Genomic DNA, 23,027 nt, shown 5'->3' with positions numbered 1-23,027 from the left:
GCGGGAGGAACAGTGACACCGGCATGCGATGCGCCGGCGGGCGGGGACGGCTCCTCGGTGCGTGCGCCCGGGACGGCGGGACGTGGGCGGGCCACCGCCGACTGTAGGAACTCCACAGTGCCTCGGGGGAGCCACTGTCAGGGGCCGATTCCCCGAAGCGTGCACCGTACCGATAGGTTTTCGAGGTACCAGACCGCTATCGAAAGGGTGATCCGTTGAGCCGCTCGGTTCTCGTCACCGGAGGAAACCGGGGCATCGGCCTCGCCATCGCCCGCGCTTTCGCCGACAACGGCGACAAGGTCGCGATCACGTACCGCTCGGGCGAGCCGCCCCAGATCCTCACCGAGATGGGCGTTCTGGCCGTCCGGTGCGACATCACCGACGGCGAGCAGGTGGAGCAGGCCTACAAGGAGATCGAGGAGAAGCACGGTCCCGTCGAGGTGCTGGTCGCCAACGCCGGTATCACCAAGGACCAGTTGCTGATGCGGATGTCCGAGGAGGACTTCACGTCCGTACTCGACACCAACCTCACCGGCACCTTCCGGGTCGTCAAGCGTGCCAACCGCGGCATGCTGCGCGCCAAGAAGGGCCGCGTCGTCCTCATCTCCTCCGTCGTCGGCCTCCTCGGCTCGGCGGGGCAGGCCAACTACGCCGCCTCCAAGGCCGGTCTGGTCGGTTTCGCCCGTTCGCTGGCGCGCGAGCTCGGCTCGCGGAACATCACCTTCAACGTCGTGGCGCCCGGTTTTGTCGACACCGACATGACCCAGGTGCTCACCGAGGAGCAGCGCAAGGGCATCGTCGCCCAGGTGCCGCTCGCTCGTTACGCGCAGCCCGAGGAGATCGCCGCCGCGGTGCGGTTCCTCGCCTCCGACGACGCGTCGTACATCACTGGAGCCGTCATCCCCGTTGACGGCGGATTGGGCATGGGTCACTGATCACCATGAGCGGAATTCTCGACGGCAAGCGCATCCTCATCACCGGTGTGCTGATGGAGTCGTCCATCGCTTTCCACACCGCCAAGGTGGCCCAGGAGCAGGGCGCGGAAGTCATCCTGACCGCCTTTCCCCGGCCCACGCTGACGGAGCGCATCGCCAAGAAGCTGCCCAGGCCCGCCAAGGTCATCGAGCTGGACGTGACCAACGCCGAGCACCTGGACCGCCTCGCCGGCCTGGTCCGTGACGAGCTCGGTTCGCTGGACGGCGTCGTCCACTCCATCGGCTTCGCGCCGCAGGACGCGCTCGGCGGCAACTTCCTCAACACCCCGTTCGAGTCGGTCTCCACCGCGATGCACGTCTCGGCGTTCTCGCTGAAGTCGCTCGCCATGGCGTGCAAGCCGCTGATGAGCGAGGGTGGCTCGATCGTCGGCCTCACCTTCGACGCGCAGTTCGCCTGGCCGCAGTACGACTGGATGGGCCCGGCCAAGGCCGCGCTGGAGGCCACCTCCCGCTACCTCGCCCGCGACCTGGGCAAGGACGACATCCGCTGCAACCTGATCTCCGCCGGACCGATCGGCTCGATGGCCGCCAAGTCCATCCCGGGCTTCACGGAGCTCGCGGACGTCTGGAACACGCGTTCGCCGCTGTCCTGGAACATGGCCGACCCGGAGCCGGCCGGCCGCGGTGTCGTCGCCCTGCTCTCGGACTTCTTCCCGAAGACCACGGGCGAGATCATCCATGTCGACGGTGGCGTGCACATGATGGGCGCCTGACCTCGTAGAACGCTGTACGAAACGGCCGTGTACCACCTCCGAGCGGGTGGTGCGCGGCCGTCGTGCGTCTGCGCCCGGCCTCCCCGCTCAAGTCGAAAAGATGGTCGATCCACCGCAGAATGTGGAGGAACCGGACTTTTGGTCAGGCTGCGGGGAGGAGGTCGCTGTGCGCCCCACACGTCGCCGAACCTGGGCTCTGCTGGCGGCCTCGGTCGCCGTCGCCGCACTCGTCACCCCCGTGGGCATATCCGTGATGGGGCTGTTCGGGTCCGGGGCGTCCGGACCCGCCGCGCCCGTCCCGGACCCCGCCGGAGCCGACTGCCGTACATCGGTCCAGGGCTCCCAGGTGGTCGCGTACTGCCACAACCCGTACCCCTCGACGGACCGCGTGCAGCTGCACACCGAATGCGGCCGCTGGTGGGACATCGACGCGGACGGTGTGCCCGTGGAGGTGGCCCCGGGGCAGACGGTGCGTCTCGACGACCGCTGCTGGAAGGAAGTCGCCTCCGCCTGGGTCACCCACCACCGGGTCTGACGCCCCTCGCGCGGATCAGGTCCGGTCCAGCAGGCAGCGCAGCGCGTGCCCCGCCGCCTCGGTGGCGGCCGTCTCCGCGTCGCCTGCCCGGATCGCCTCGATCAGCCGCCCGTGGTCCATGTGGTTCTCCGGCCGCAGCTCGTGCCCGATATCGACCCGCAGGGAGTCGCGCAGCAGGTCGCCCAGGTCGGCGTAGAGGCCCGTCAGCACGTCGTTGTGCGAGGCGGCGACCACGGCCAGATGCAGCGTCGCGTCCGCGGCCACGAAGGCGTCCGCGTCCCCCGCCGCCCAGGTCTCCTCGCGGCGCGCCATGAGCGCGTCCAGCTGCTTCAGATCCCGCTCGGTGCGCCGGACGGCCGCCAGCCCGGCCGCCGACGACTCCAGTGTCGACCGGAGCTCGGCGACATGGCGCGGGTCGGCGGCCGCGAACCGGCGGTGCATCACCCCGGCCAGCTCGCTGGTGGCGACGACGTACGTCCCCGACCCCTGCCGGATGTCCAGCAGCCCGTTGTGCGCGAGCGCGCGCACCGCCTCGCGGACGGTGTTGCGGGCCACCCCCAGCTGCTCGACCAGCTCCGGTTCGGTCGGAATCCGCGAACCGACGGGCCACTCGCCCGAGGTGATCTGATTCCTCAGCTGGGCAATCACCTGGTCGGCGAGTGCCGAACGCCGCGGGGACGTCAGCGCCATGATGCTCCTTGCTCGGTTCCTCGGGCCTCCGGATTCTCGGCCCTCCGGGTTTCCCGGAGGTTTCCGAAGCGTCCCGGAGCCGCTGGGACGATTGGACAACCAATCATCCCATGATTCTATGATGAACCCCATGTCCGACGACGAGACCCAGCCCCAGCACCCGACCCGGACCCTGGACCGGCAGCCCACCACGGCGAATGCCCCCACGGACTCCGCGGCCCCGCAGACCTCCACCGGCCCCGCTCCCTGGCTGCTCCGTCTGGTTGCCGTCGGCCTCGTCCTCACCGCGCTCAACCTCCGTCCCGCCATCACCAGCCTCGGCGCCCTCCTCGAAGAGGTACGGGACGGGCTGCACATGAGCGGCGGCGTCGCCGGCGTCCTCACCTCCGTACCGCCGCTCTGCTTCGCGGTCTTCGGCGTCATGGCGCCGCGCCTGGCCCGCCGCTTCGGCCCCGGCGCGGTCGTCTGCGCCGGCATGGTCGCGATCACGGCCGGGCTGGTGATCCGGCCCCTCGTCGGAGGAACGGCCGGCTTCCTCGCAGCCAGCGCGCTCGCCCTCATGGGCATCGCCGTCAGCAACGTCCTGATGCCGGTGATCGTCAAGCGCTGGTTCCCGGACCGGGTCGGCTCGATGACCGGGCTCTACTCGATGGCACTGGCCCTCGGCACCGCGCTCGCCGCGGCCGTCACCGTGCCCATGACCGATGCGCTCGGTGGCAGTTGGAGGGCCGGCCTCGGCATCTGGGCCGTCCTCGCCCTCGCCGCGATCCTTCCCTGGATCCCGTTGGTACGGGACCGGCGCGGCGCCCGGGAACAGTCCGCCGGCGGGCAGCACCAGGACGCCCCGGCGCTGCGGATCACCCGCTCCCGCACCGCCTGGGGTCTGGCCTGCTTCTTCGGCCTCCAGGCCACCGCCGCGTACATCACCATGGGCTGGATGCCGCAGATCTTCCGCGACGCCGGGGTCTCGGCCGGCACGGCGGGTGTGCTGCTCGCGGTCACCATGGTCATGGGCGTACCGCTCGCCTTCGTCATCCCGCGGGCCGCCGCCCGGATGAGGAACCAGGGCCCGATCGTCGTCGTCCTCGGCGCCTGCGGTCTCATCGGCTACGCGGGCCTCTACCTCGCACCGGCCGGCGGGGCCTGGGCCTGGGCGCTGCTCCTGGGCATCTCCAACTGCGCCTTCCCGCTCGCCCTCACCATGATCAGCATGCGGTCCCGCACCGGCGCCGGAGTGGTCAGGCTGTCCGCGTTCGCCCAGTCCACCGGCTATCTGATCTCGATCCCCGGCCCGCTGCTGGTCGGCGTGCTCTACCAGCACAGTGGAGGCTGGGGACTGCCGATCGCCCTGATGGCGGGCCTGATGGTGCCGCAGATGGCGGCGGGGATCCTCGCCGGGCGGGCCCGGACGATCGAGGACGAATGCTGAGATGCGAGACTGGTCCCATGCCAGTGCTCGATCCGAATCCGCAGAACGGCCAGAAGAAGCTTCTCCTCGTGCTCGGGGCGATGCTCATGATCACGGTGATCATCGGCGTGATCGCCTCGATCGCCTCCCCCTGACGCCCGCTCCGCCCCCGACGCCCGTACCTGCCCCGGCCTCCGTTCCGCCGGGGACGGTGGGGCTGGCCCCACCATCCCCTAGGGGGCCAGGGTCAGGGTGAAGTGGGTGGCTCACCGGATGGGACCGGCACCTGCGAATCCGTAGGTTCCAGGTAACAGAACCGATGACCCACGGAGGCGGACATGCAGGCCCGTACGCACACCCGATCCGCCCTTCCGGCCCCGGCCGGTGCCGAGGTGCGGCTGCCGTGGTGGGCCGTCGCGCTGCCCGCCGTCGCCTTCGCCGCGCTGCTCCTGCTGATCACGGGGCCCGGGGAGGCACACGCCGCGAGCGGCGGTCCGGCGATCGGCCGGTTGCTGGAGCGAATCATGGAGCTGCTGACCTTCTGAGGGCGTTCACCCGCAGCGGGGGAGCGCTCCAACACCCTGCGCCGGGCCGCACATTTCGTGCGAAGCTGAGGTGTATGAGCGTCGATACACCTCGCAGGATCGTCCTTCTCAGGCATGCAAAGGCGGAATGGTCGCAGGACTCCGACCATGAGCGGCCGCTCGTGGAGCGTGGCCGCAAGGATGCGCCCGTGGCAGGCCGCAAACTCGTCGATTCCGGCATCGTCATCGATCTGGCACTGTGCTCGACCGCCGCCAGGACGCGCGAGACCTGGAAGCTCGCGGTGCACGAGATGCCACAGCGCCCCAGGACCGTCTACGAGGAGCGGCTGTACGATGCCTCCCTCGGCGAGCTGATCGCCCTGGTCAACGAGACCCCGGACGACGTACGGAACCTGCTGCTCATCGGCCACAATCCCGGGATGCACGCCATCGCCGACGCCCTCTGCGCATCGGCGGAGGGCGACACCCTGGCCCGGATGACCCGCGGCGGCTTCCCGACCGCCGCCTTCGCCGTCGTCGAGATCCCCGGCACCTGGAAAAGCGTGGAGCACGGAGTCGGCAAGCTGGTCGAGTACTGGACGCCGAACGACTGATCCGGCCGGCGGACGCGGATGGGTCCGGCACGGGTGTCGTGCCGGACCCATCCGCGTACACGGGGCACGAGGCCGGTCCTCGGATCAGCCGACGAGACCGTCGGCCGCCTCGACCTCCTCGCGAGTGATACCCAGCAGATAGAGCACGGTGTCCAGGAACGGCACGTTCACCGCGGTGTGCGCGGCCTCGCGGACCACCGGCTTGGCGTTGAAGGCGACCCCGAGACCCGCCGTGTTCAACATGTCCAGGTCATTCGCACCGTCACCGATCGCGACGGTCTGTGCCAGCGGCACCCCGGCCTGCTCGGCGAAGCTGCGCAGCAGTCGGGCCTTGCCCGCCCGGTCCACGACATCGCCGATGACCCGGCCGGTGAGCTTGCCGTCGACCACTTCCAGAGTGTTGGCAGAGGCGAAGTCGAGCCCCAGGCGCTCCTTCAGGTCGTCCGTGACCTGGGTGAACCCGCCGGAGACGACGCCCACTTGATAGCCGAGCCGCTTCAGCGTACGGATCAGCGTGCGCGCACCCGGGGTCAGCCGGACCTCGGCGCGCACCTTCTCCACCACCGACGCGTCGAGCCCCGCCAGCAGCGCCACCCGCGCGTGCAGCGACTGCTCGAAGTCGAGCTCACCACGCATCGCCTGCTCGGTCACCTCGGCGACCTTGTCCTCACAGCCGGCATGTGCCGCGAACAGCTCGATGACCTCGTCCTGGATGAGCGTCGAGTCGACATCCATGACGACCAGCCGCTGCGCCCGGCGGCTCAGCCCGGCGGACACCACCGCCACATCGACCCCGATCCCGGCGGACTCGGTCGCCAGCGCGGTCCGCAGCTCCTCCGTGCCGGTGCCGGACACGGCGAACTCGACTGCCGTGACCGGGTACTTCGCCAGCCGGAAGATCCGGTCGATGTTGCCGCCGGTCGACGTGATCCTGGCGGCTATGGCCGCGGTCGCCTCGGCCGTCAGCGGGTGTCCGAGCACCGTCACATGGGAACGTCCGTACCCGCGCGGCCGGTTGTCGCCCGTGCCCGAGATGATCTCGGCCTGCAGTTTCAGTGATTCGGCCCAGCTGTGCACGGTCGCCCGCAGGTCGCCCTCATGGGTGCCACCCGCGGTGGGGGCGGTGACCAGGGCGCACAGGACGATACGGCCACGGGTGACGACCTGCTCGATGTCGACGACGTCGACCGAGTAGGCGGCGAGTGTGTCGAAGAGACCGGCGGTGATACCGGGACGGTCCTTGCCGAAGATCTTGACGAGAAGAGTGGGGGTGTCGATGCCCTGACGGGACTCCGGTGCCTCGGAGAGCTCAGGGGACCGGGAGGACTGAGGGGGCTGAGATGCGCTCATGGTGTTCCCACCGTATCGGTCCCTCTCGCACCCCCGACGCCCTGTCCCGCGGACCGGACAGCGGGAAACGGTCCCCGGCCGCTCCGCCCGGCCGACGCCCCGGAGAGGGTGAGCGGACGTGCGCGGGGTGTGTCCGACGGCACCCGGTCCGGGTCCGCGCCCCGCTCCTTTCCGCGCTGCCGGACCGGACGCACCCCGGGTCCGTCCGGCGGCTCGGATCCACGTGGTCCCGGTGCGCGACAGGGTCACCCGGCCCCCGGGCGCCGACCCGGCGGCGACCCGTCCGGGCCCTCGCCGCCGCCCGTGGGCCCCGGCCCCGGTGGCGGCACGGCGGGCCGGACAGGTGGCACGATCGGGCCGGCCACCGTCGGCGCCCCATGGATCCCGTCCGACGGGTGCGGGCGCAGATACGGATTCGTCTCCTCGCGCGACGGCCGGTACGGCCGCGACGGCGTGTACGGCCCGGGAGCCCCATGGCTCCCGGGCCCTCCGGCGCCCGCACCGTCCCGGCCGGCGTCTCCGGCCGGGTCCCATCGGACCCCGGGGCCGGCCGGATCCCCCGGAACGCCCTGCGGAACCTTGGCCACGGCCCCCGCCGCCAAGGCCACCACCGCCCCCACCCCGCCCGCGACCGCACCCCACACCGCACCCAGCACCGCGGCCGTTCCCGCCCGCCCGTGCAGCTCGATCCCGGCTCCGAAGGCGTCGAAGCCCAGCACCGACAACGACGCGTTCGCGGAGACCCCCGTCAGCCGCACCAGCAGCGGCAGCGCAACCGCCGTCACGGCTCCGAGCCGCACCGCGCACCGCCCCACGAACCCGGCGGGGGAGAGACCCCGCGGCGCCGTACGGGTGGCGGCCAGCACTCCCGCGTACAGCAGCATCACCGCGGTGGCGGCCGCCAGCAGCCAGACCCGGCCGTCCAGCGCGGCCAGCCGCCCGAGCGTCACCGGCTCGTGGGCGGAGACCCGTAACAGCTCGTCCAGCGGATCCGGCAGGACCTTGGCCAGCCCGCCGGTGGCCTGCCCGTCCCACGGCACGAACAGGCCGAGCGGCACCGCGAGCCACGCCCCGTTCGGAGCCCCGAGCAGCGCGGCGCCCGCGATCCGTTTCGGATGGTCGTCGCCGACCGCCGCGTACGCCGCGGCGGCGTACCCCGCGGCCACCGCGACCAGCAGTACCGACACCATGGCGGAGACCGCGGGCCGTACGTTGCGGTGCACCCACGCCGGCACGGACGGCAACGGCGCGCGGCGTGCGGCCAGCAGCGCGATCACCAGCACGCCGAGCACCCAGCAGGCCCCGCCCGCCAGCGAGTCGGCCGTATCCACGGTGAACCCGACCTGCGCATGGGCCCGCGCCAGATCGGACAGTCGATCGGGCAACAGCCCGCCCAGATCACCCAGATCCCCGAGCCCGCCGGGCAGGCCGCCGTCCGTTCCCGCCCCCGGCACCCCGTCCAGCCCCAGTGCCCCACCGTCGATCGTCACGACATCGTGACCTGCCCATGCCAGCCCGCCGAGTGCGGAGACGAAGAGGACCGCCACCGCCCCTGCGCGGAACAGGAGTTCGGCGCCCGTGACGACCGCTCCCGCCCCGCGCAGCGACCGTACGAAGAAGAGGGAGAGCAGCAAGGCGCCGACGAGCCCCACCCCGAGCGGCGTGACCGAAAGGGCGGTGTGCGCCTGGGCCGTGTCCAGGCCGAACGCCGAGACGTCTCCCGAGGGGGAGACCGATCCGCCCGCCCCCAGCACCACCACGGCGGCCGTCATCGGCCCCAGCGCCCCGGCCGAGTCGGCGCCGAGAAGATGGAGTCCGAGAGCCGCCGTTCCCGCCATTCCGGCCAATGCCCAGCCGACCGGGACGACGGATGCCAGCACCGCCTTCCCCCAGGCGGTGCCCGCCGGTCCGCCGCCCCCGCGCGCGTACTCCGCCGTCATCAGGACCCCCCCTCAATCCGCGCCGAGTTGCCCTGAGTTGACATGGTCGCTCATGATCCGTACGCACTCATGGGCGCTTACCACTGTCCGTGTCCTTTTCGGCCGAGTCAACGGCGCGTGCCGGTCCGGCCCGATCCGGTCCCGGACCCGCCCGGCTTTCGTACAGGGGACTGCTCCTGGAATAGTTCCCCAGGATGTTCAGCATCCCTAGACTCCCTGCGACGGGGGTAATTCGGGGGACAACTAGTGGGGCGCGGAGTGCCGGAACTCGTACTGGAATTGAATGGAAGGACCTGGACGCTCGATCCGTCCAGGCCGTACACCCTCGGACGTGATCCGCAGGGTGATCTGACGATCGACGACGCCAGGGTGTCGTGGCGGCATGCCACGATCAGCTGGGCCGGCCGGAGTTGGTTCATCGAGGACCACGGTTCGACCAACGGCACCTATGTGCAGGGCCGGCGGATCCACCAGATGGAGATCGGCCCCGGCTCGGCCGTGCACCTGGGCAACGCCGACGACGGGCCGCGGCTGAGCTTCAGCGCCGCCGCCGCCGACGTGTACAGCGGGCAGGGCGCGCAGCAGGCCCCCGTCCAGCAGCCGCAGCAGGGGAACGCCGGCTGGCCGGGTCAGCAGGACCCTGCGGCGCACCAGCAGCAGGCATGGCAGCAGGCACCGCAACAGCCCCAGGTCCCGCACCAGCAGGGCCCGGTGAAGCCGCCCGCCGCGGGCGGTCCCGGTGGCGCCGCGGGGACTCCGCCGGTCTACGGTGACCGCAGCCCGACCACGTTCCACCAGCTGGACCTCGGCCGGGTGATGCGCATCGGCCGTGCGCTGGACAACGAGCTCGTCGTATCCGACCTCCAGGTCTCGCGCCACCACGCCGAGTTCCATGCGACGCCCGACGGCCGTTTCGAGATCCGCGACCTCGGTTCGCACAACGGCACGTACGTCAACGGTCAGCCGCTCAGCAAGTCCGGCTCCGCGCTCATCGGCCCGAACGACATCGTCGGTGTCGGTCACTCGACCTTCCGTCTGGTCGGCGACCGGCTGGAGGAGTTCGTCGACACCGGCGAGGTCTCCTTCTCCGCCCGCCACCTCACGGTGACGGTCGACGGCGGGAAGCAGATCCTCAAGGACGTCTCCTTCGGAGTCCCGGAGAAGTCGCTGATCGCGGTCATCGGGCCGTCCGGTTCCGGCAAGTCCACCCTGCTCAAGGCGCTCACCGGGTACCGGCCCGCCAACCAGGGCGATGTCCTCTACGACAACCGGAACCTGTACAAGCAGTTCGCCGAGCTGCGCCAGCGCATCGGTCTGGTCCCGCAGGACGACATCCTGCACAAGGAACTCACCGTCACCAAGGCGCTCAAGTACGCGGCAAAGCTCCGCTTCCCCGCGGACACCAGCGAGGCCGAGCGCCAGTCCCGGATCCACGAGGTCCTCACCGAGCTCAAGCTCGACATCCACAAGGACAAGAAGGTCACCTCGCTCTCCGGCGGCCAGCGCAAGCGCGTCTCCGTCGCCCTGGAGCTGCTGACCAAGCCGTCGCTGATCTTCCTGGACGAGCCGACCTCCGGCCTCGACCCGGGCATGGACCGCGATGTCATGCAGTTGCTGCGCGGCCTGGCCGACGACGGCCGGACGGTCCTCGTCGTCACGCACTCCGTCGCCGAGCTGGCGATCTGCGACAAGCTGCTCGTCATGGCGCCCGGCGGCTCCGTCGCCTACTTCGGTCCGCCGGAGGAAGCGCTCAACTTCTTCGGCTACACCACCTGGGCCGACGTGTTCTCCGCTTTCGAGAACTACCGCGACTACGACTGGGCCGGCCGGTGGCGCGGCTCGCAGCACTACCAGATGTACGCCGCGGACATCGACGCGGTCGCCGCACAGTCCGTACACATGCCCCCGCCGCAGCAGATGCGCCCGCCGAAGCCGCAGGGCTGGACGGCCCAGCTGTGGACGCTGGTGCGCCGGTACGTGTCGGTGATCGCGTCCGACCGGGGTTTCATGCTGCTGATGGTGGCGCTGCCCGCGGTGCTCGGCGTCGTCAGCGTGGTCATCCCGGCCGACTTCGGGCTCGCACCACCGAAGCCGCCGTCCAAGTTCAACGGGGACGCCGGAACGATCATGCTCATCCTCGCGGTCGGCATGTGCTTCTCCGGTGCGGCGAACTCCGTACGGGAACTGATCAAGGAACGCGTCATCTACGAACGGGAACGGGCCACCGGTCTGTCCCGTTCCGCCTACCTGATGTCCAAGGTGTTCGTGCTCGGCGTGATCACGGCCATCCAGGGCGTCATCATCTGCGGCATCGGCTTCGCCACGCGTGACCTGCCCGAAGAGGGCCTGATCATGCCGCCGGCCGTCGAGCTCTGTGTGACCATCACCGCGCTCGGCTTCACCTCGATGATGTTCGGTCTGGTGATCTCCTCGCTGGTGAAGACCGCGGAGAAGACCATGCCGCTGCTGGTCATGTTCGCGATCGTCCAGGTCGTCTTCACCGGCATCCTCTTCCAGGTGTACGGATCGCCCGGCCTGGAGCAGTTCGCCTGGCTGATGCCGTCCCGCTGGGCCATCGCGGCCGCGGGCTCGACGCTCGACCTCGCGCACCTGATGCCGCCGTGGGACCAGGAGAACCCGACCGACCTGGACCCGCTCTGGGAGCACACGGCCGGCCAGTGGGGGATGAACATCGCGATACTGCTGTTCATCGGCCTCGTCTGCGGCTTCGCGGTCGCCCGGCTGCTGCGCCGGCACGAGCCGGAGGTCATGCGCAAGTAGCCCCGGCCACCGCGCACACCGAACGCCGAAGGGCGGCACCCGGTCCGGGTGCCGCCCTTCGGCGTGTGCGCGCTGCGGTGCCGCGTCGATCAGTACGCGCTGTTGACGTTGTCGATCGAGCCGTACCGGTCGGCGGCGTAGTTGGCCGCGGCGGTGATGTTGGCGACCGGGTCGTAGATGTTCATCGAGGTACCGGAGACGTGGTACGCGTTGAACGTCGGCTGGATGACCTGCAGCAGACCGCAGGACGGGGTGCCGTTCTGGGCGTTGACGTCCCAGCCGTTCACCGCGCGGGGGTTGCCGGTGGACTCCCGCATGATGTTGCGGTGCAGGCCGTCGTACGAGCCCGGGATGCCGTGGGCCTTCATGATGTCCAGGGCCTGGGTGATCCAGCCGTTCAGGTTGTCGGCGTAGACCGGGGTACGGGCGACGGAGCGGCTGGCGGCCTGCGGGGCCCGCTTCACGGCCTGGGCCTTGGCCTTCGCGGCAGCCCGGGCCTTCGCCTTGGCCTGAGCCTTCGCCTTCGCGGCGGCCTTGGTCTTCGCGGCGGCGCGGGCCTTCGCCTTGGCGGCGGCGGCGTGCTTGGCCTTGACCGCGTCGGCGGCCTTCACGAGGTTCTGCGCGGTGGCGCTCTGCTCGATGATGCTGGCCTGGATCACCTTGGCCTGCGGGGCGGCGGAGGCGAAGACCACGGGCGCGGCGGAGAGTGCCTGCGGCTCGGGCGTGGTCTTGGTCTCGGCCTGGGCCGGGACGAGGGAGAGCGAGAGAGCGGCGGCGGCAACGGCGGACACGCCCGCTGCGGAGAGCTTCTGGGTCTTGTTCAGGCGGCGAAGACGGCCGGTGATGCTGGACGCGGACATACAGACGTACCTCTTCGAATCGCGGGAGTCCTCACGGAGGACGAAGACGGAAGCGACGATTCGCATCTCCGTCGGGGACAACAGCAATTCTTAGCGTCCGCAAAATGGTGTGGCAAAGGTGTGACGTACGAAGCCGGGTAGTGGATCAGGACCGCGCTCGAACGTGGCGGCCCGCGCTCATGACCACCCATATCGCACTTGGGCGTCCACTACCCGACTTCGTAAGTGACGTGGGTCCTATGCGCGGCCTCACATCGGCCGCGTAACAACTTGACCAAGCGTTGCTTCAGCAATTCGGAGTGTTAGGTTCCGATCAGGGGAGCGACAGGTGCACGTCCCTGGACTCGCGCCGGAGGCGTTGGTGGCGCAGCGCTTCCGGATATCCGCGCGGCGGCGCCGCCCGTTCCGCGACGGTCTCCGGCATCGGCGGACGCGAGGCCTCGGGCCCGTGCGGCCCGGCGGGCAGCCCGTCCACCAGTCGCACCCCGGGCCGCGCTGTCCTCTCCCGACCCGTCCAGCCCGTGGTGGTCGCCCGCGCCGTACCGTCCGCGCCCACCGCCGGCCCGACGGCCCGTACCGCCGTCGTACCGAATGCGATGGCCCTGCCACCCGTTCCTCCGTCGCTCACCTTCCTGCTAACCGACGCGCTCGCCCGGATATGCCGCCCGCGCCGAGTCGATCAGCCGGGCCGTCGCGGGCGGCACCTCCGCCCGCCGCTCTTCCTCCGGATCGGGCCGGACCGCGTGCACCGGGCACACGAGCCCGGCCGGATCCGGACGAAGGGGGCCCTGGACCTAGGACCGGAGGACCGGTGACCGGCGGTCCGGAGGCCGATCCGGAGCCCGCGCCCCGCCGGTACCTTGAGGTCATGAGTCACAGCCCACCGTCGGGCCTCGCAGCGGTCAGCGCCGCGCTGCTCGCCATGAGCAGGCACCTCGAAGTGCGCGACGTCCTGAAGACGATCGTCGCCTCGGCCCGCGAACTGCTGGACGCCGAGTACGCGGCACTCGGCGTCCCCGACGATCACGGCGGCTTCGCCCAGTTCGTCGTCGACGGAGTCAGTGACGAGCAGTGGAAGGCCATCGGCCCGCTGCCCCGGCAGCACGGCATCCTGGCCGCGATGCTCCACGAGGCGAAGCCGGAGCGGCTCGCCGACGTCCGCGAGGACCCCCGCTTCGAGGGGTGGCCCGCCGCCCACCCGGACATGTCCGACTTCCTCGGCCTGCCCATCAGGGACGGCGACGAGATCATCGGGGCGCTCTTCCTCGCCAACAAGCGCTGCCCCAAACCGCAGGGCGGCTGCGGCTTCACCGCACAGGACGAGGAACTGCTGTCGATCCTGGCCCAGCACGCGGCGATCGCCCTGACCAACGCCCGGCTGTACGAGCGGAGCCGCGAGCTCACCATCGCCGAGGAGCGCTCCCGGCTCGCCCACGAGCTGCATGACGCGGTCAGCCAGAAGCTGTTCTCCCTGCGGCTCACGGCCCAGGCCGCCGCGGCCCTGGTCGACCGCGATCCGGCCCGGGCCAAGGGCGAACTCCAGCAGGTCGCCGCGCTGGCGGCGGAGGCGGTGGACGAGCTGCGCGCCGCCGTCGTCGAACTGCGCCCCGCGGCGCTCGACGAGGACGGACTCATCGCGACGCTCCGCACCCAGATCCAGGTGCTGGACCGCGCCCACACCGCCCGGGTCACCTTCGAGAGCCTCTCCGTCCGGGCCCTGCCCGCCGCCCAGGAGGAGGCGCTGCTCCGGGTCTCCCAGGAGGCCCTGCACAACGCCTTGCGCCACTCGGGGGCCGGTCGGGTCGACGTGACGCTCACCCGCCACGGCGGTGCCACGGTGCTGCGGATCACGGACGACGGCAGCGGATTCGAACCCGCGGCCACCCGGCAGGCGGGGCGCCATCTGGGCCTGGTCTCGATGCGGGACCGTGCGAGCGGCGTCGGCGGCACGCTGACCGTTGAATCGGCGCCCGGCAAGGGCACCACGATCGAGATGGAGGTCCCCGGTGGCTGACAAGATCATCAGGGTGCTGCTGGTCGACGACCACCAGGTGGTCCGCCGCGGTCTGCGCACGTTCCTGGAGATCCAGGACGACATAGAGGTCGTCGGCGAGGCGGCCGACGGTGCGGAGGGCGTGGCCCGGGCCGAGGAGCTCCGCCCCGATGTGGTGCTGATGGACATCAAGATGCCGGGCACGGACGGCATCGAGGCGCTCCGTAGACTCCGGGAACTGGCGAACCCCGCCAAGGTACTGATCGTCACGAGCTTCACCGAGCAGCGCACGGTGGTTCCCGCCCTGCGCGCGGGTGCCTCCGGCTACGTGTACAAGGACGTCGACCCGGACGCGCTGGCCGGCGCCATCCGCTCGGTCCACGCGGGCCATGTCCTGCTCCAGCCGGAGGTCGCCGAGGCGCTCCTCGCGCAGGAGGACACGGGCGGCGGTACGGGCAGGGGGAACACGCTCACCGAGCGGGAGCGGGAAGTCCTCGGCCTGATCGCCGACGGCCGCTCCAACCGCGAGATCGCACGGGCCCTCGTTCTCTCCGAGAAGACCGTCAAGACGCATGTTTCGAACATTCTGATGAAGCTGGATCTGGCGGACCGTACCCAGGCGGCGCTCTGGGCCGTGCGACATGGGGCGGCCGGCTGACCGAGGGCCGAGCGGAGCGGTTCCCTCCGGAATGAGATTCATACTGTCGGGTGTATGTCACCCGTACGGCGCATCCTGGCGGGTGTGCTGACGTTCTCCATGGCGTGCTGCGGCGGCCGGCCGCAGCGACGCGAGGAGGATCCTGAAGTGAAGACCCTGAAGAAGGCCGCTGCCGTCACCATGATCGCCGGTGGGATCATCGCCGCCGGAGCGGGCGCGGCCTCCGCCGACTGCCACGGCGCCACCGGTCACGGCTCGGCCGGCCACGGCACCCACGGCGCGGTCGCGCACGGTGCGGCGACCCACTCCCCGGGCGTGGTCAGCGGCAACGTCATCCAGGTCCCGGTCCACGTCCCGGTGAACGTGGTCGGTAACACGATCAACGTGATCGGTCTGCTCAACCCGGCCTTCGGCAACGCCGGCGTGAACGGCTGACCGACCCCGGTCCTTCGATGCCGGACGGAGCCCGCGAGGGGACCCGTCCGGCATCGGCCGTGCCGGGCCCCGATCCGGCCCCGCCGGACCCCCCGCAGAGGCAGCCGTCACGCCGCCGGGGGCACGCGAGCCCGGCCCGGCGGTCCGGACGGGAGGCCTAACCCCGTTCCCGTTCCTCCACATACGCGTTGTACGCCGCCACCTGCGCGCGCCGGGCCACCCGCTCCACCGGTCGCAGCGCCTCCCCCCGCGCCGCGATCTCCGACGCGCTCACCGCTCCGCCGTGCCCGTTCTCGTACGCCACCGAGATGAGCAGCCCCACCCGCTGCGCCAGCTCCAACACCCGTACCGCCCGCGGCGGATACCCCGGGGCGAGCACCTCCCGCCCCCGCTCGGCCCGCGCCCGGTACGCATCCACCGCCGCCTCCGCCACCGGCCCGGAACCGGCCACATCCAGCCGCGACAGCACCGCCGTCGCGTCCCGCAACGCCTCCGCCAGCTCCCGCTCCGCCTCACTCAGCGACGGCACGTCGGCCGGCGGCGCATCCCGTACCGGAAGGCAGTGCCACACCACTTCGACGTGCAGATCGCCGGCCGTCCCCGCCTCCCGCACCTCGGGCACCAGCCCGTACGCCGCACCGGAGGCGACCACCGCCTCCTCCGCCTCCAGGGCCCGCGCGTTGAACTCCGGCGGACCGCACAGCCCCAGCGGATGCCCGGGAACAGGCAGTGCGACCCGGAAACCGGTCACCCCCAATCCCCGCAGCCGTCCCAGCGCGAGCGTGAGGCCGACCGGCCTCGCCTCACCCGGCAGACCCTCGACGCGGTGCACCGCGTCCTCCCCGACAATCGCGAGCGCGGCCTCGTCCGGTGACACGAGTCCGGCCAGAAGCGCGTTTCCCCATGAGGCCAGCAGCCCCGAGCGTGGTTCCGAAAGCATGGCGACAGCCTAGGGAACCGGACCTCGGAGGCTGGAGCACTCCTGGGGTGGCGTAGGTTTTCCCTGGGAGCTGTGCCCAGAGGCACGCGACGATCTCGACACTGCATGGGGAGACAACGCGCTCATGAGCGATGTACTGGAGCTGGTGGACGTATCCGTGGTCCGCGACGGACGCGCTCTGGTGGACGACGTCTCCTGGTCGGTCAAGGAGGGGGAGCGCTGGGTCATCCTGGGCCCGAACGGCGCCGGCAAGACCACCCTCCTCAACATCGCCTCCAGCTACCTCTTCCCGACCAAGGGCGGCGCCACGATCCTCGGCGAACAGCTCGGCGGCGTCGGCACCGACGTCTTCGACCTGCGTCCGCGCATCGGAATCGCGGGCGTCGCCATGGCCGAAAAGCTGCCCAAGCGGCAGACCGTCCTGCAGACGGTGCTCACCGCCGCGTACGGCATGACCGCCACCTGGCACGAGAACTACGACGCCGTCGACGAGGACCGCGCCCGCGCCTTCCTCGACCGGCTCGGCATGACCGAGTACCTCGACCGCAAGTTCGGCACCCTCTCCGAGGGCGAGCGCAAGCGCACCCTGATCGCCCGCGCGATGATGACCGACCCCGAGCTGCTGCTCCTCGACGAGCCGGCCGCCGGCCTCGACCTCGGCGGCCGCGAGGACCTGGTGCGCAGACTCGGCCGGCTCGCCCGCGACCCGCTGGCACCCTCCATGATCATGGTCACGCACCACGTCGAGGAGATCGCGCCGGGCTTCACCCACGTCCTCATGATCCGCCAGGGCAGGGTTCTCGCCGCGGGCCCCATGGAGACCGAGCTCAGCTCCCGCAACCTCTCCCTCTGCTTCGGCCTGCCGCTCATCGTCGAGCGCACCGGTGACCGGTACACCGCTCACGGCCTGCCGCTGTCCTGACCGACTCGCGTCCCCGAACACCCCGTGTCCCGGATGTCCTGATCGCAACCCTGTCGGCGAGGGGACTCGCGGTCCTACCATGACCGGGTGGACATCGACGCGTGGGTGTGGTGGCTGATCGGCGCGGCCGGGCTGGGTATCCCGCTCGTCCTGACCGCGATGCCCGAGTTCGGGATGTTCGCCGTGGGAGCGGTCGTCGCGGCGGTCGTCGCGGCGGTCGGCGGCGGCATCGTGATCCAGGTCCTGGCCTTCGTGGTGGTCTCCGTCGCACTCATCGCGGTGGTCCGGCCGATCGCCACCAGACACCGCGCCGACCGGCCGAGGCTCGCCACCGGAATCGATGCGCTGAAGGGCCGTCAGGCCCTCGTCCTGGAACGGGTCGACGGCAGCGGCGGCCGGATCAAGCTGGCCGGAGAGATCTGGTCGGCCCGCGCGTACGAGGGCGACCAGAGCTTCGAACCCGGCCAGCAGGTCGATGTCGTGGACATCGACGGCGCTACGGCCGTTGTCATGTGACCGAACCGCTCACACGGCGGACCGCGGTCTGCCAGACTCGATGTCGATCATCATGAGATCCGGACCTCATGAGATCCGATCCCGATCATCGCGATCCGTCGGCAACCGAAGGGCACGAGGAACACGATGCAACCGATCATCATCGTCCTGATCATTCTGGTGGTGCTCGTCTTCATCGCCCTGATCAAGACGATCCAGGTCATCCCGCAGGCCAGCGCCGCCATCGTGGAGCGCTTCGGCCGCTACACCCGCACGCTCAACGCAGGCCTGAACATCGTCGTTCCGTTCATCGACACCATCCGGAACCGGATCGACCTCCGTGAACAGGTCGTCCCGTTCCCGCCCCAGCCGGTGATCACCCAGGACAACCTGGTCGTCAACATCGACACCGTCATCTACTACCAGGTGACGGACGCACGGGCCGCGACGTACGAGGTCGCCAGCTACATCCAGGCGATCGAGCAGCTGACCGTCACCACCCTCCGCAACATCATCGGCGGCATGGACCTGGAGCGGACCCTGACCTCCCGCGAGGAGATCAACGCGGCCCTCCGCGGGGTCCTCGACGAGGCCACCGGCAAGTGGGGCATCCGCGTCAACCGCGTCGAGCTCAAGGCGATCGAACCGCCGACCTCCATCCAGGACTCGATGGAGAAGCAGATGCGCGCCGACCGGGACAAGCGTGCCGCCATCCTCCAGGCCGAAGGAACCCGGCAGTCCGCGATCCTCACCGCCGAGGGCGAGAAGCAGTCCGCGATCCTGCGCGCCGAAGGTGAGGCCAAGGCCGCGGCCCTGCGCGCCGAGGGTGAAGCCCAGGCCATCCGCACGGTCTTCGAGTCCATCCACGCAGGGGACCCGGACCAGAAGCTCCTCTCGTACCAGTACCTCCAGATGCTCCCGAAGATCGCCGAGGGCGACGCGAACAAGCTCTGGATCGTGCCCAGCGAGATCGGCGACGCCCTCAAGGGCCTCAGCGGCGCCTTCGGCAACCTCGGCTCCGGCGTCCCCGGCTTCAACACCGGCAACAAGGAACGCCGCGAGGAACCCCCCGTCGACTGACGCGTACACACCATCGTGCATGATCAGTGCACCAGGCGCCGATCATGCACGGGGTATCCGCAATGTCCATCTGGGAAATGCTCGCCGTCTTCGCCGCAGGCGTCAGCGCAGGCACGATCAACACGATCGTCGGCTCGGGAACACTGATCACGTTTCCGGTGCTGCTCGCCACCGGTCTGCCCCCGGTCACCGCCACCGTCTCCAACGCGCTCGGCCTGATCCCCGGTTCCATCAGCGGAGCCATCGGCTACCGCAAGGAACTCGCCGGGCAGCGCGGTCGCATCCTCAAGCTGAGCGTCGGCGCCCTCATCGGCGGCCTCACCGGCGCCACCCTCCTGCTGGCTCTGCCCGCCACGGCGTTCGAGACGATCGTCCCCGTCCTGGTCGCCCTGGCGCTCCTCCTGGTCATCCTGCAACCTCGCATCAGCAAAGCCGTCCAGCGCCGGCGGGAACGGACCGGAACCGTCCCCCGTCCCGACGGCGGGCCGCTCCTCTTCACCGGGCTGATGCTCGCCAGCGTCTACGGCGGCTACTTCACCGCCGCGCAGGGGATCATCTACATCTCGCTGATGGGCATGCTGCTCGACGACACCATGCAGCGCCTCAACGCGACCAAGAACGTCCTGGCAGCCGTCGTCAACAGCGTCGCGGCGCTCTTCTTCCTCTTCGTCGCGGAATTCGACTGGACGGCCGTCGCACTGATCGCGGTCGGTTCCACCCTCGGCGGCCAGATCGGCGCGAAGGTCGGCCGACGCCTCAGCCCCACCGTGCTGCGCTGCTGCATCGTCGTGGTCGGCACGGTCGCGATCGTCCAGCTGCTCCTCCGCTGAAACGCGGGAGCCCGCCTCCTCACGAAGACGGGCTTCCGATACGACGGTCTGCGTACGCCGGCTACGCCGGCTACGCCGCACTCCGGTCGAGCCACTCCGGCAGCACCGACCGCTCACCGGCCCCAAGCGCCAGCAGCATCGCCTCCGCCGGCGACGGCACGAACGGCTGCCGCAGCAGCGGCATCCCCGCCTGCTCCGGCGTCCGGGCCGCCTTGCGGTGGTTGTCCTCGGCGCACGAGGCGACCGTGTTGATCCAGGTGTCCTGGCCACCCTGGGCACGCGGCACCACGTGGTCGACGGTAGTCGCCCGCCTTCCGCAGTACGCGCACCGGTGCTGGTCCCGTATCAGTACGCCCCTTCTGGACCACGGCGCCTGTCTTCGGAACGGCACCCGTACGTACCGGCAGAGCCTGATCACCCGGGGCACCGGAATGTCCACGGCGGCACCACGCATGCGCAGATCCGGATGCGACTGCTCGACAACGGCCTTGTCCTGCAGGATCAGCACCACCGCACGGTTCAGTGTCACCGTCGACAGCGGTTCGAAGCTCGCGTTGAGAACCAGCGTGTCCCGCATCTCGCCCACCTCCCGTGTGCCGCCCGCCCCCTGGCAGGCCCGGATCAACTCTGGCCGGGCAGGCCGTGATGGACAACGCAATAAAAAATGCCCTGCCCTGATCTCTCCAAGACCAGGGCAGGGCAAACAGCAGGGGAACTCTCGGCTCCCCGGGTACTACGCGGGGCCGGTGTACTCACCGATCAGCTGAGCACGGCCGAGCGTGTGGAAACGCAGGTTGAAGCCGACCACGGCCGGCGACGCATCGCTGTCCGGTCCCAGCTTCTCGCTGTCCACCGCGTACACGGTGAAGACATAGCGGTGGTTCTCCCCGGCCGGCGGCGCGGCACCCCCGAACTCCTTCGACCCGTAGTCGTTACGGACCTGCACGGCACCCGGGGGCAGCCCGTCGAACTTCCCGCTGCCCGCACCGGCCGGCAGCTCCGTGACGGACGCCGGGATGTCGAACACGCTCCAGTGCCAGAACCCGCTGCCCGTGGGGGCGTCCGGATCGAAGCAGGTCACTGCGAAACTCTTGGTCCCTGCCGGGAAACCTTCCCACCGCAGCTGCGGCGAAGTGTTCCCGGCCGCGAACACCTGGGCGTCGGACAGCACGGCCCCGGCAGCGAGATCGTCGCTCACCACGGTGAACGACGGCACCTCGGGATGGAAGTCATGCGGCAGCGGCGCCCTCTTCGGCTCGGTCACGTCAGCACCTCTCCTGGTCGGCTCTGGAGTCTCGACACCGACCCTAGAGCCAGTTGCGCTGACCGCCGACCTGGGCCAGCCACTGATTGAGGTAAGCCGCCCAGTCGGTCCCCTGGAAGTCGTTCAGACCGACCTTGAACGCCCGGTACGAATCGCTGCCCTCACTGAAGAGCCCCGGCTTCTTGTCCATCTCCAGCACGACATCCATCTCACGGTCGTCCGCGACGAACGTCAGCTCGACCTGGTTCAGCCCCCGGTACTGCTGCGGCGGGAAGAACTCGATCTCCTGGTAGAAGGGCAGCCGCTGACGCGAGCCACGGATGTGACCGCGCTCCATGTCCGCGCTGCGGAAATCGAAGCCCAGCTGTCCGAACGCGTCGAGGATCGCCTGCTGCGCCGGCAGCGGGTGCACATTGATCGGGTCGAGGTCGCCCGAGTCCAGCGCCCGCGCGATCTCCAGTTCGGTCGTCACACCGATGTTCATGCCGTGCAGGTGCTGGCCCGCGAACATCGTGATCGGCGTCTCCCACGGGATCTCGAGCCCGAACGGGACGACGTGTACGGCGCTGGGCTGCACCTCGAACGCGCCACCGAGCCGCAGCTTGGTGAACTCGACGTCCTGCTTCGTCTCCTGGTCCTGGCCCTCGACCTCGACGCGCGCCTGCAGCCCGACCGACAGGCCCTCGATCTGCTGCGCCACGGACCCGCCCTGGATCCGTACCTCACCCTGGACGACCCCACCCGGCACGACGTTGACCTCGGTCAGCTCCGTCTCCACCGAGGCACCACCGGCACCCATGCTCGCGAGCAGCCGCTTGAAGCCCATGTTTACTCCTCCTTGGTCCTGACCCCTACATACGCGCCACGACCGTAGTCGGTTCCCGGTAACCTCGGTCGCCATGATCGAGGGTCCGGACCGTACGCCGCTGACGCGGGATTTCTTCGACCGCCCCGTGCTGGTGGTGGCCCCGGACCTCCTGGGCCGGACACTGGTGCGCCACACCCCCGACGGGCCCATCGAGCTCCGCCTGACGGAGGTGGAGGCGTACGCCGGTGAGATCGACCCCGGCTCGCACGCCTTCCGCGGCCGGACCCCGCGCAACAGCGTGATGTACGGACCACCCGGCCACGCCTACGTCTACTTCACGTACGGCATGTGGCACTGCCTCAACCTGGTGTGCGGCCCGGAAGGCAGGGCGAGCGGGGTGCTGCTGAGAGCCGGCGAGATCCAGGTGGGCGCCGAGCTCAGCCGCAAACGACGAATCTCGGCCCGCAATGACCGAGAACTGGCCAAAGGGCCGGCCCGCTTGGCCACGGCCCTCGATGTCGACCGTGCCCTGAACGGCACGGACGCCATCGCCCATCCGGGTGCCTCCTTGTCCGTACTGCGCGGCACTCCACCACCCCGTGACCAGCTACGCAGCGGTCCCCGGACCGGGGTGGGGGGCGACGGAGCCGGGCACCCGTGGCGATTCTGGATCGACGAGGACCCCACTGTGAGTCCCTACCGGGCCCACGCGCCGCGTCGCCGCGTAACTTGACTCGCCCCCGCCGGACACCTAACGTAGTCCGAGCCGCTTGAACGGGTACTGGCATCGGAACGGTCCATCGGACCGGCTCTGAAGCACCCGGAAGCGACCAACCACTACCTTCGACTCACCCTGACGGGTGCGAATTCGGCATGCCGTAATTCGAACTCATCGGCTCGATTATGAGCTGCCGAGGAAATCGACTAGCGTGGTGGAACAGCCGAAAGGCGAAGGCCAGTCCAAAGGCCACCGGAATCATAATTCGGACCGGGAACGGAACGAATAAGGAGTCTGGTAACGTTGGAATCGCTGGAAAGGGAATCGCGAAAGCGAGGAGCTGGAAGGCGCAGTAAAAATTCTCCTGCTCCGCAGGGGGCCGCTTCGACCGGGAATCGGACACGAAAGAGTCTGATAGAGTCGGAAACGCAAGACCGAAGGGAAAGCCCGGAGGAAAGCCCGAGAGGGTGAGTA

Annotated in this window: 26 protein-coding genes; 16 read left to right on the top strand and 10 right to left on the bottom strand. The window is 70.1% G+C overall.

What is annotated here, in order from left to right; genetic code table 11:
* Positions 1-215 precede the first annotated feature (215 nt).
* From fabG to ACFVXE_RS02900, 3 genes are all read left to right on the top strand, one after another.
* Positions 216-935, top strand: coding sequence for a 3-oxoacyl-[acyl-carrier-protein] reductase (gene fabG / locus ACFVXE_RS02910; protein WP_389668558.1), 720 nt, complete (start codon positions 216-218; stop codon positions 933-935).
* 5 nt (positions 936-940) lie between these two features.
* A complete protein-coding gene (gene fabI, locus ACFVXE_RS02905) occupies positions 941-1,708 on the top strand; it encodes an enoyl-ACP reductase FabI (protein ID WP_389668556.1) in 768 nt (255 codons plus the stop codon).
* Between the two features lie 166 nt (positions 1,709-1,874).
* On the top strand, positions 1,875-2,243 hold the full coding sequence (locus ACFVXE_RS02900) for a hypothetical protein (protein WP_389668554.1): 369 nt from the start codon (positions 1,875-1,877) through the stop codon (positions 2,241-2,243).
* Positions 2,244-2,258: 15 nt separating this feature from the next.
* Here ACFVXE_RS02900 and ACFVXE_RS02895 read toward each other — a convergent pair whose 3' ends face one another.
* A complete protein-coding gene (locus ACFVXE_RS02895; protein ID WP_389668553.1) occupies positions 2,259-2,933 on the bottom strand; it encodes a FadR/GntR family transcriptional regulator in 675 nt (224 codons plus the stop codon).
* A 130-nt stretch (positions 2,934-3,063) separates the two neighbouring features.
* On the opposite strand from ACFVXE_RS02895, the gene ACFVXE_RS02890 reads away from it, so the two are divergent.
* The 4 genes from ACFVXE_RS02890 (at position 3,064) to ACFVXE_RS02875 (ending at position 5,479) form a co-directional block, all read left to right on the top strand.
* Positions 3,064-4,362, top strand: coding sequence for a CynX/NimT family MFS transporter (locus tag ACFVXE_RS02890; protein WP_389668551.1), 1,299 nt, complete (start codon positions 3,064-3,066; stop codon positions 4,360-4,362).
* A gap of 17 nt (positions 4,363-4,379) precedes the next feature.
* Positions 4,380-4,496 (top strand): SGM_5486 family transporter-associated protein, encoded by a 117-nt coding sequence (locus ACFVXE_RS02885; RefSeq protein ID WP_389668549.1) that lies wholly within the window; start codon positions 4,380-4,382, stop codon positions 4,494-4,496.
* Between the two features lie 183 nt (positions 4,497-4,679).
* Positions 4,680-4,886, top strand: a complete 207-nt coding sequence (locus ACFVXE_RS02880) for a hypothetical protein (RefSeq protein ID WP_389668547.1) — start codon at positions 4,680-4,682, stop codon at positions 4,884-4,886.
* A 74-nt stretch (positions 4,887-4,960) separates the two neighbouring features.
* Positions 4,961-5,479 (top strand): SixA phosphatase family protein, encoded by a 519-nt coding sequence (locus ACFVXE_RS02875; protein ID WP_389668545.1) that lies wholly within the window; start codon positions 4,961-4,963, stop codon positions 5,477-5,479.
* Between the two features lie 84 nt (positions 5,480-5,563).
* On the opposite strand, the gene serB is transcribed toward ACFVXE_RS02875, so the two are convergent.
* Positions 5,564-6,829: a phosphoserine phosphatase SerB gene (gene serB, locus ACFVXE_RS02870; RefSeq protein ID WP_389668544.1), complete on the bottom strand. Its 1,266-nt coding sequence runs from the start codon at positions 6,827-6,829 to the stop codon at positions 5,564-5,566.
* 245 nt (positions 6,830-7,074) lie between these two features.
* Positions 7,075-8,769, bottom strand: a complete 1,695-nt coding sequence (locus ACFVXE_RS02865) for a streptophobe family protein (protein WP_389668542.1) — start codon at positions 8,767-8,769, stop codon at positions 7,075-7,077.
* Positions 8,770-9,015: 246 nt separating this feature from the next.
* Between ACFVXE_RS02865 and ACFVXE_RS02860 the strand changes: the two genes are divergently transcribed.
* A complete protein-coding gene (locus ACFVXE_RS02860) occupies positions 9,016-11,550 on the top strand; it encodes an FHA domain-containing protein (protein ID WP_389668540.1) in 2,535 nt (844 codons plus the stop codon).
* An 89-nt stretch (positions 11,551-11,639) separates the two neighbouring features.
* Here ACFVXE_RS02860 and ACFVXE_RS02855 read toward each other — a convergent pair whose 3' ends face one another.
* Complete coding sequence (locus ACFVXE_RS02855; RefSeq protein ID WP_389668539.1) at positions 11,640-12,410, bottom strand: transglycosylase SLT domain-containing protein; 771 nt, start codon at positions 12,408-12,410, stop codon at positions 11,640-11,642.
* 313 nt (positions 12,411-12,723) lie between these two features.
* Positions 12,724-13,038 carry a hypothetical protein gene (locus tag ACFVXE_RS02850; protein ID WP_389668537.1) on the bottom strand — a complete coding sequence of 105 codons (315 nt, stop codon included), beginning with the start codon at positions 13,036-13,038 and terminating at the stop codon, positions 12,724-12,726.
* Between the two features lie 240 nt (positions 13,039-13,278).
* On the opposite strand from ACFVXE_RS02850, the gene ACFVXE_RS02845 reads away from it, so the two are divergent.
* The 3 genes from ACFVXE_RS02845 to ACFVXE_RS02835 all read left to right on the top strand — a co-directional run bounded on the left by ACFVXE_RS02845 (position 13,279) and on the right by ACFVXE_RS02835 (position 15,496).
* The gene (locus ACFVXE_RS02845) at positions 13,279-14,424 is read left to right on the top strand and encodes a GAF domain-containing sensor histidine kinase (protein WP_389668535.1); all 1,146 of its coding nucleotides are present in this window, start codon (positions 13,279-13,281) and stop codon (positions 14,422-14,424) included.
* Entirely contained in the window at positions 14,417-15,061 is a 645-nt protein-coding gene (locus ACFVXE_RS02840) for a response regulator (RefSeq protein WP_389668533.1), read from the top strand. The genes ACFVXE_RS02845 and ACFVXE_RS02840 overlap by 8 nt, the downstream gene beginning before the upstream one ends.
* A gap of 147 nt (positions 15,062-15,208) precedes the next feature.
* On the top strand, positions 15,209-15,496 hold the full coding sequence (locus tag ACFVXE_RS02835) for a chaplin (protein ID WP_389668890.1): 288 nt from the start codon (positions 15,209-15,211) through the stop codon (positions 15,494-15,496).
* A 157-nt stretch (positions 15,497-15,653) separates the two neighbouring features.
* On the opposite strand, the gene ACFVXE_RS02830 is transcribed toward ACFVXE_RS02835, so the two are convergent.
* Positions 15,654-16,436 (bottom strand): hypothetical protein, encoded by a 783-nt coding sequence (locus ACFVXE_RS02830; protein ID WP_389668531.1) that lies wholly within the window; start codon positions 16,434-16,436, stop codon positions 15,654-15,656.
* A 124-nt stretch (positions 16,437-16,560) separates the two neighbouring features.
* On the opposite strand from ACFVXE_RS02830, the gene ACFVXE_RS02825 reads away from it, so the two are divergent.
* The 4 genes from ACFVXE_RS02825 to ACFVXE_RS02810 all read left to right on the top strand — a co-directional run bounded on the left by ACFVXE_RS02825 (position 16,561) and on the right by ACFVXE_RS02810 (position 19,763).
* Positions 16,561-17,358 (top strand): ABC transporter ATP-binding protein, encoded by a 798-nt coding sequence (locus ACFVXE_RS02825; RefSeq protein WP_389668529.1) that lies wholly within the window; start codon positions 16,561-16,563, stop codon positions 17,356-17,358.
* Between the two features lie 87 nt (positions 17,359-17,445).
* Positions 17,446-17,874, top strand: a complete 429-nt coding sequence (locus tag ACFVXE_RS02820; RefSeq protein ID WP_389668528.1) for an NfeD family protein — start codon at positions 17,446-17,448, stop codon at positions 17,872-17,874.
* Positions 17,875-18,000: 126 nt separating this feature from the next.
* Entirely contained in the window at positions 18,001-18,933 is a 933-nt protein-coding gene (locus ACFVXE_RS02815; RefSeq protein WP_389668526.1) for an SPFH domain-containing protein, read from the top strand.
* Between the two features lie 62 nt (positions 18,934-18,995).
* Positions 18,996-19,763 carry a sulfite exporter TauE/SafE family protein gene (locus ACFVXE_RS02810; protein WP_389668524.1) on the top strand — a complete coding sequence of 256 codons (768 nt, stop codon included), beginning with the start codon at positions 18,996-18,998 and terminating at the stop codon, positions 19,761-19,763.
* 70 nt (positions 19,764-19,833) lie between these two features.
* Here ACFVXE_RS02810 and ACFVXE_RS02805 read toward each other — a convergent pair whose 3' ends face one another.
* From ACFVXE_RS02805 to ACFVXE_RS02795, 3 genes are all read right to left on the bottom strand, one after another.
* Entirely contained in the window at positions 19,834-20,340 is a 507-nt protein-coding gene (locus ACFVXE_RS02805) for an HNH endonuclease (RefSeq protein WP_389668522.1), read from the bottom strand.
* 156 nt (positions 20,341-20,496) lie between these two features.
* A complete protein-coding gene (locus tag ACFVXE_RS02800; protein ID WP_389668520.1) occupies positions 20,497-21,027 on the bottom strand; it encodes a YbhB/YbcL family Raf kinase inhibitor-like protein in 531 nt (176 codons plus the stop codon).
* A gap of 43 nt (positions 21,028-21,070) precedes the next feature.
* A complete protein-coding gene (locus ACFVXE_RS02795) occupies positions 21,071-21,853 on the bottom strand; it encodes a sporulation protein (RefSeq protein ID WP_389668519.1) in 783 nt (260 codons plus the stop codon).
* Positions 21,854-21,926: 73 nt separating this feature from the next.
* On the opposite strand from ACFVXE_RS02795, the gene ACFVXE_RS02790 reads away from it, so the two are divergent.
* The gene (locus ACFVXE_RS02790; RefSeq protein WP_389668517.1) at positions 21,927-22,568 is read left to right on the top strand and encodes a DNA-3-methyladenine glycosylase; all 642 of its coding nucleotides are present in this window, start codon (positions 21,927-21,929) and stop codon (positions 22,566-22,568) included.
* Between the two features lie 115 nt (positions 22,569-22,683).
* On the opposite strand, the gene ACFVXE_RS02785 is transcribed toward ACFVXE_RS02790, so the two are convergent.
* A partial coding sequence (locus tag ACFVXE_RS02785; protein WP_389668515.1) for a hypothetical protein occupies positions 22,684-23,027 on the bottom strand: 344 nt, incomplete at its 5' end.

Source organism: Streptomyces sp. NPDC058231 (genome assembly GCF_042882275.1).
GTDB lineage: Bacteria > Actinomycetota > Actinomycetes > Streptomycetales > Streptomycetaceae > Streptomyces.
The sequence above is the reverse complement of the archived record's forward strand: the minus strand, read 5'-3'. Positions and strand labels throughout refer to the sequence as shown.

Coding starts and splice junctions, on each gene's coding strand:
- fabI (WP_389668556.1), top strand. CDS start 941: ATGAGCGGAATTCTCGACGGCAAGCGCATCCTCATCACCGGTGTGCTG.
- ACFVXE_RS02895 (WP_389668553.1), bottom strand. CDS start 2,933: ATGGCGCTGACGTCCCCGCGGCGTTCGGCACTCGCCGACCAGGTGATT.
- ACFVXE_RS02890 (WP_389668551.1), top strand. CDS start 3,064: ATGTCCGACGACGAGACCCAGCCCCAGCACCCGACCCGGACCCTGGAC.
- ACFVXE_RS02885 (WP_389668549.1), top strand. CDS start 4,380: ATGCCAGTGCTCGATCCGAATCCGCAGAACGGCCAGAAGAAGCTTCTC.
- ACFVXE_RS02880 (WP_389668547.1), top strand. CDS start 4,680: ATGCAGGCCCGTACGCACACCCGATCCGCCCTTCCGGCCCCGGCCGGT.
- ACFVXE_RS02875 (WP_389668545.1), top strand. CDS start 4,961: ATGAGCGTCGATACACCTCGCAGGATCGTCCTTCTCAGGCATGCAAAG.
- serB (WP_389668544.1), bottom strand. CDS start 6,829: ATGAGCGCATCTCAGCCCCCTCAGTCCTCCCGGTCCCCTGAGCTCTCC.
- ACFVXE_RS02865 (WP_389668542.1), bottom strand. CDS start 8,769: ATGACGGCGGAGTACGCGCGCGGGGGCGGCGGACCGGCGGGCACCGCC.
- ACFVXE_RS02855 (WP_389668539.1), bottom strand. CDS start 12,410: ATGTCCGCGTCCAGCATCACCGGCCGTCTTCGCCGCCTGAACAAGACC.
- ACFVXE_RS02845 (WP_389668535.1), top strand. CDS start 13,279: ATGAGTCACAGCCCACCGTCGGGCCTCGCAGCGGTCAGCGCCGCGCTG.
- ACFVXE_RS02830 (WP_389668531.1), bottom strand. CDS start 16,436: ATGCTTTCGGAACCACGCTCGGGGCTGCTGGCCTCATGGGGAAACGCG.
- ACFVXE_RS02825 (WP_389668529.1), top strand. CDS start 16,561: ATGAGCGATGTACTGGAGCTGGTGGACGTATCCGTGGTCCGCGACGGA.
- ACFVXE_RS02815 (WP_389668526.1), top strand. CDS start 18,001: ATGCAACCGATCATCATCGTCCTGATCATTCTGGTGGTGCTCGTCTTC.
- ACFVXE_RS02810 (WP_389668524.1), top strand. CDS start 18,996: ATGTCCATCTGGGAAATGCTCGCCGTCTTCGCCGCAGGCGTCAGCGCA.
- ACFVXE_RS02805 (WP_389668522.1), bottom strand. CDS start 20,340: ATGCGGGACACGCTGGTTCTCAACGCGAGCTTCGAACCGCTGTCGACG.
- ACFVXE_RS02795 (WP_389668519.1), bottom strand. CDS start 21,853: ATGGGCTTCAAGCGGCTGCTCGCGAGCATGGGTGCCGGTGGTGCCTCG.
- ACFVXE_RS02790 (WP_389668517.1), top strand. CDS start 21,927: ATGATCGAGGGTCCGGACCGTACGCCGCTGACGCGGGATTTCTTCGAC.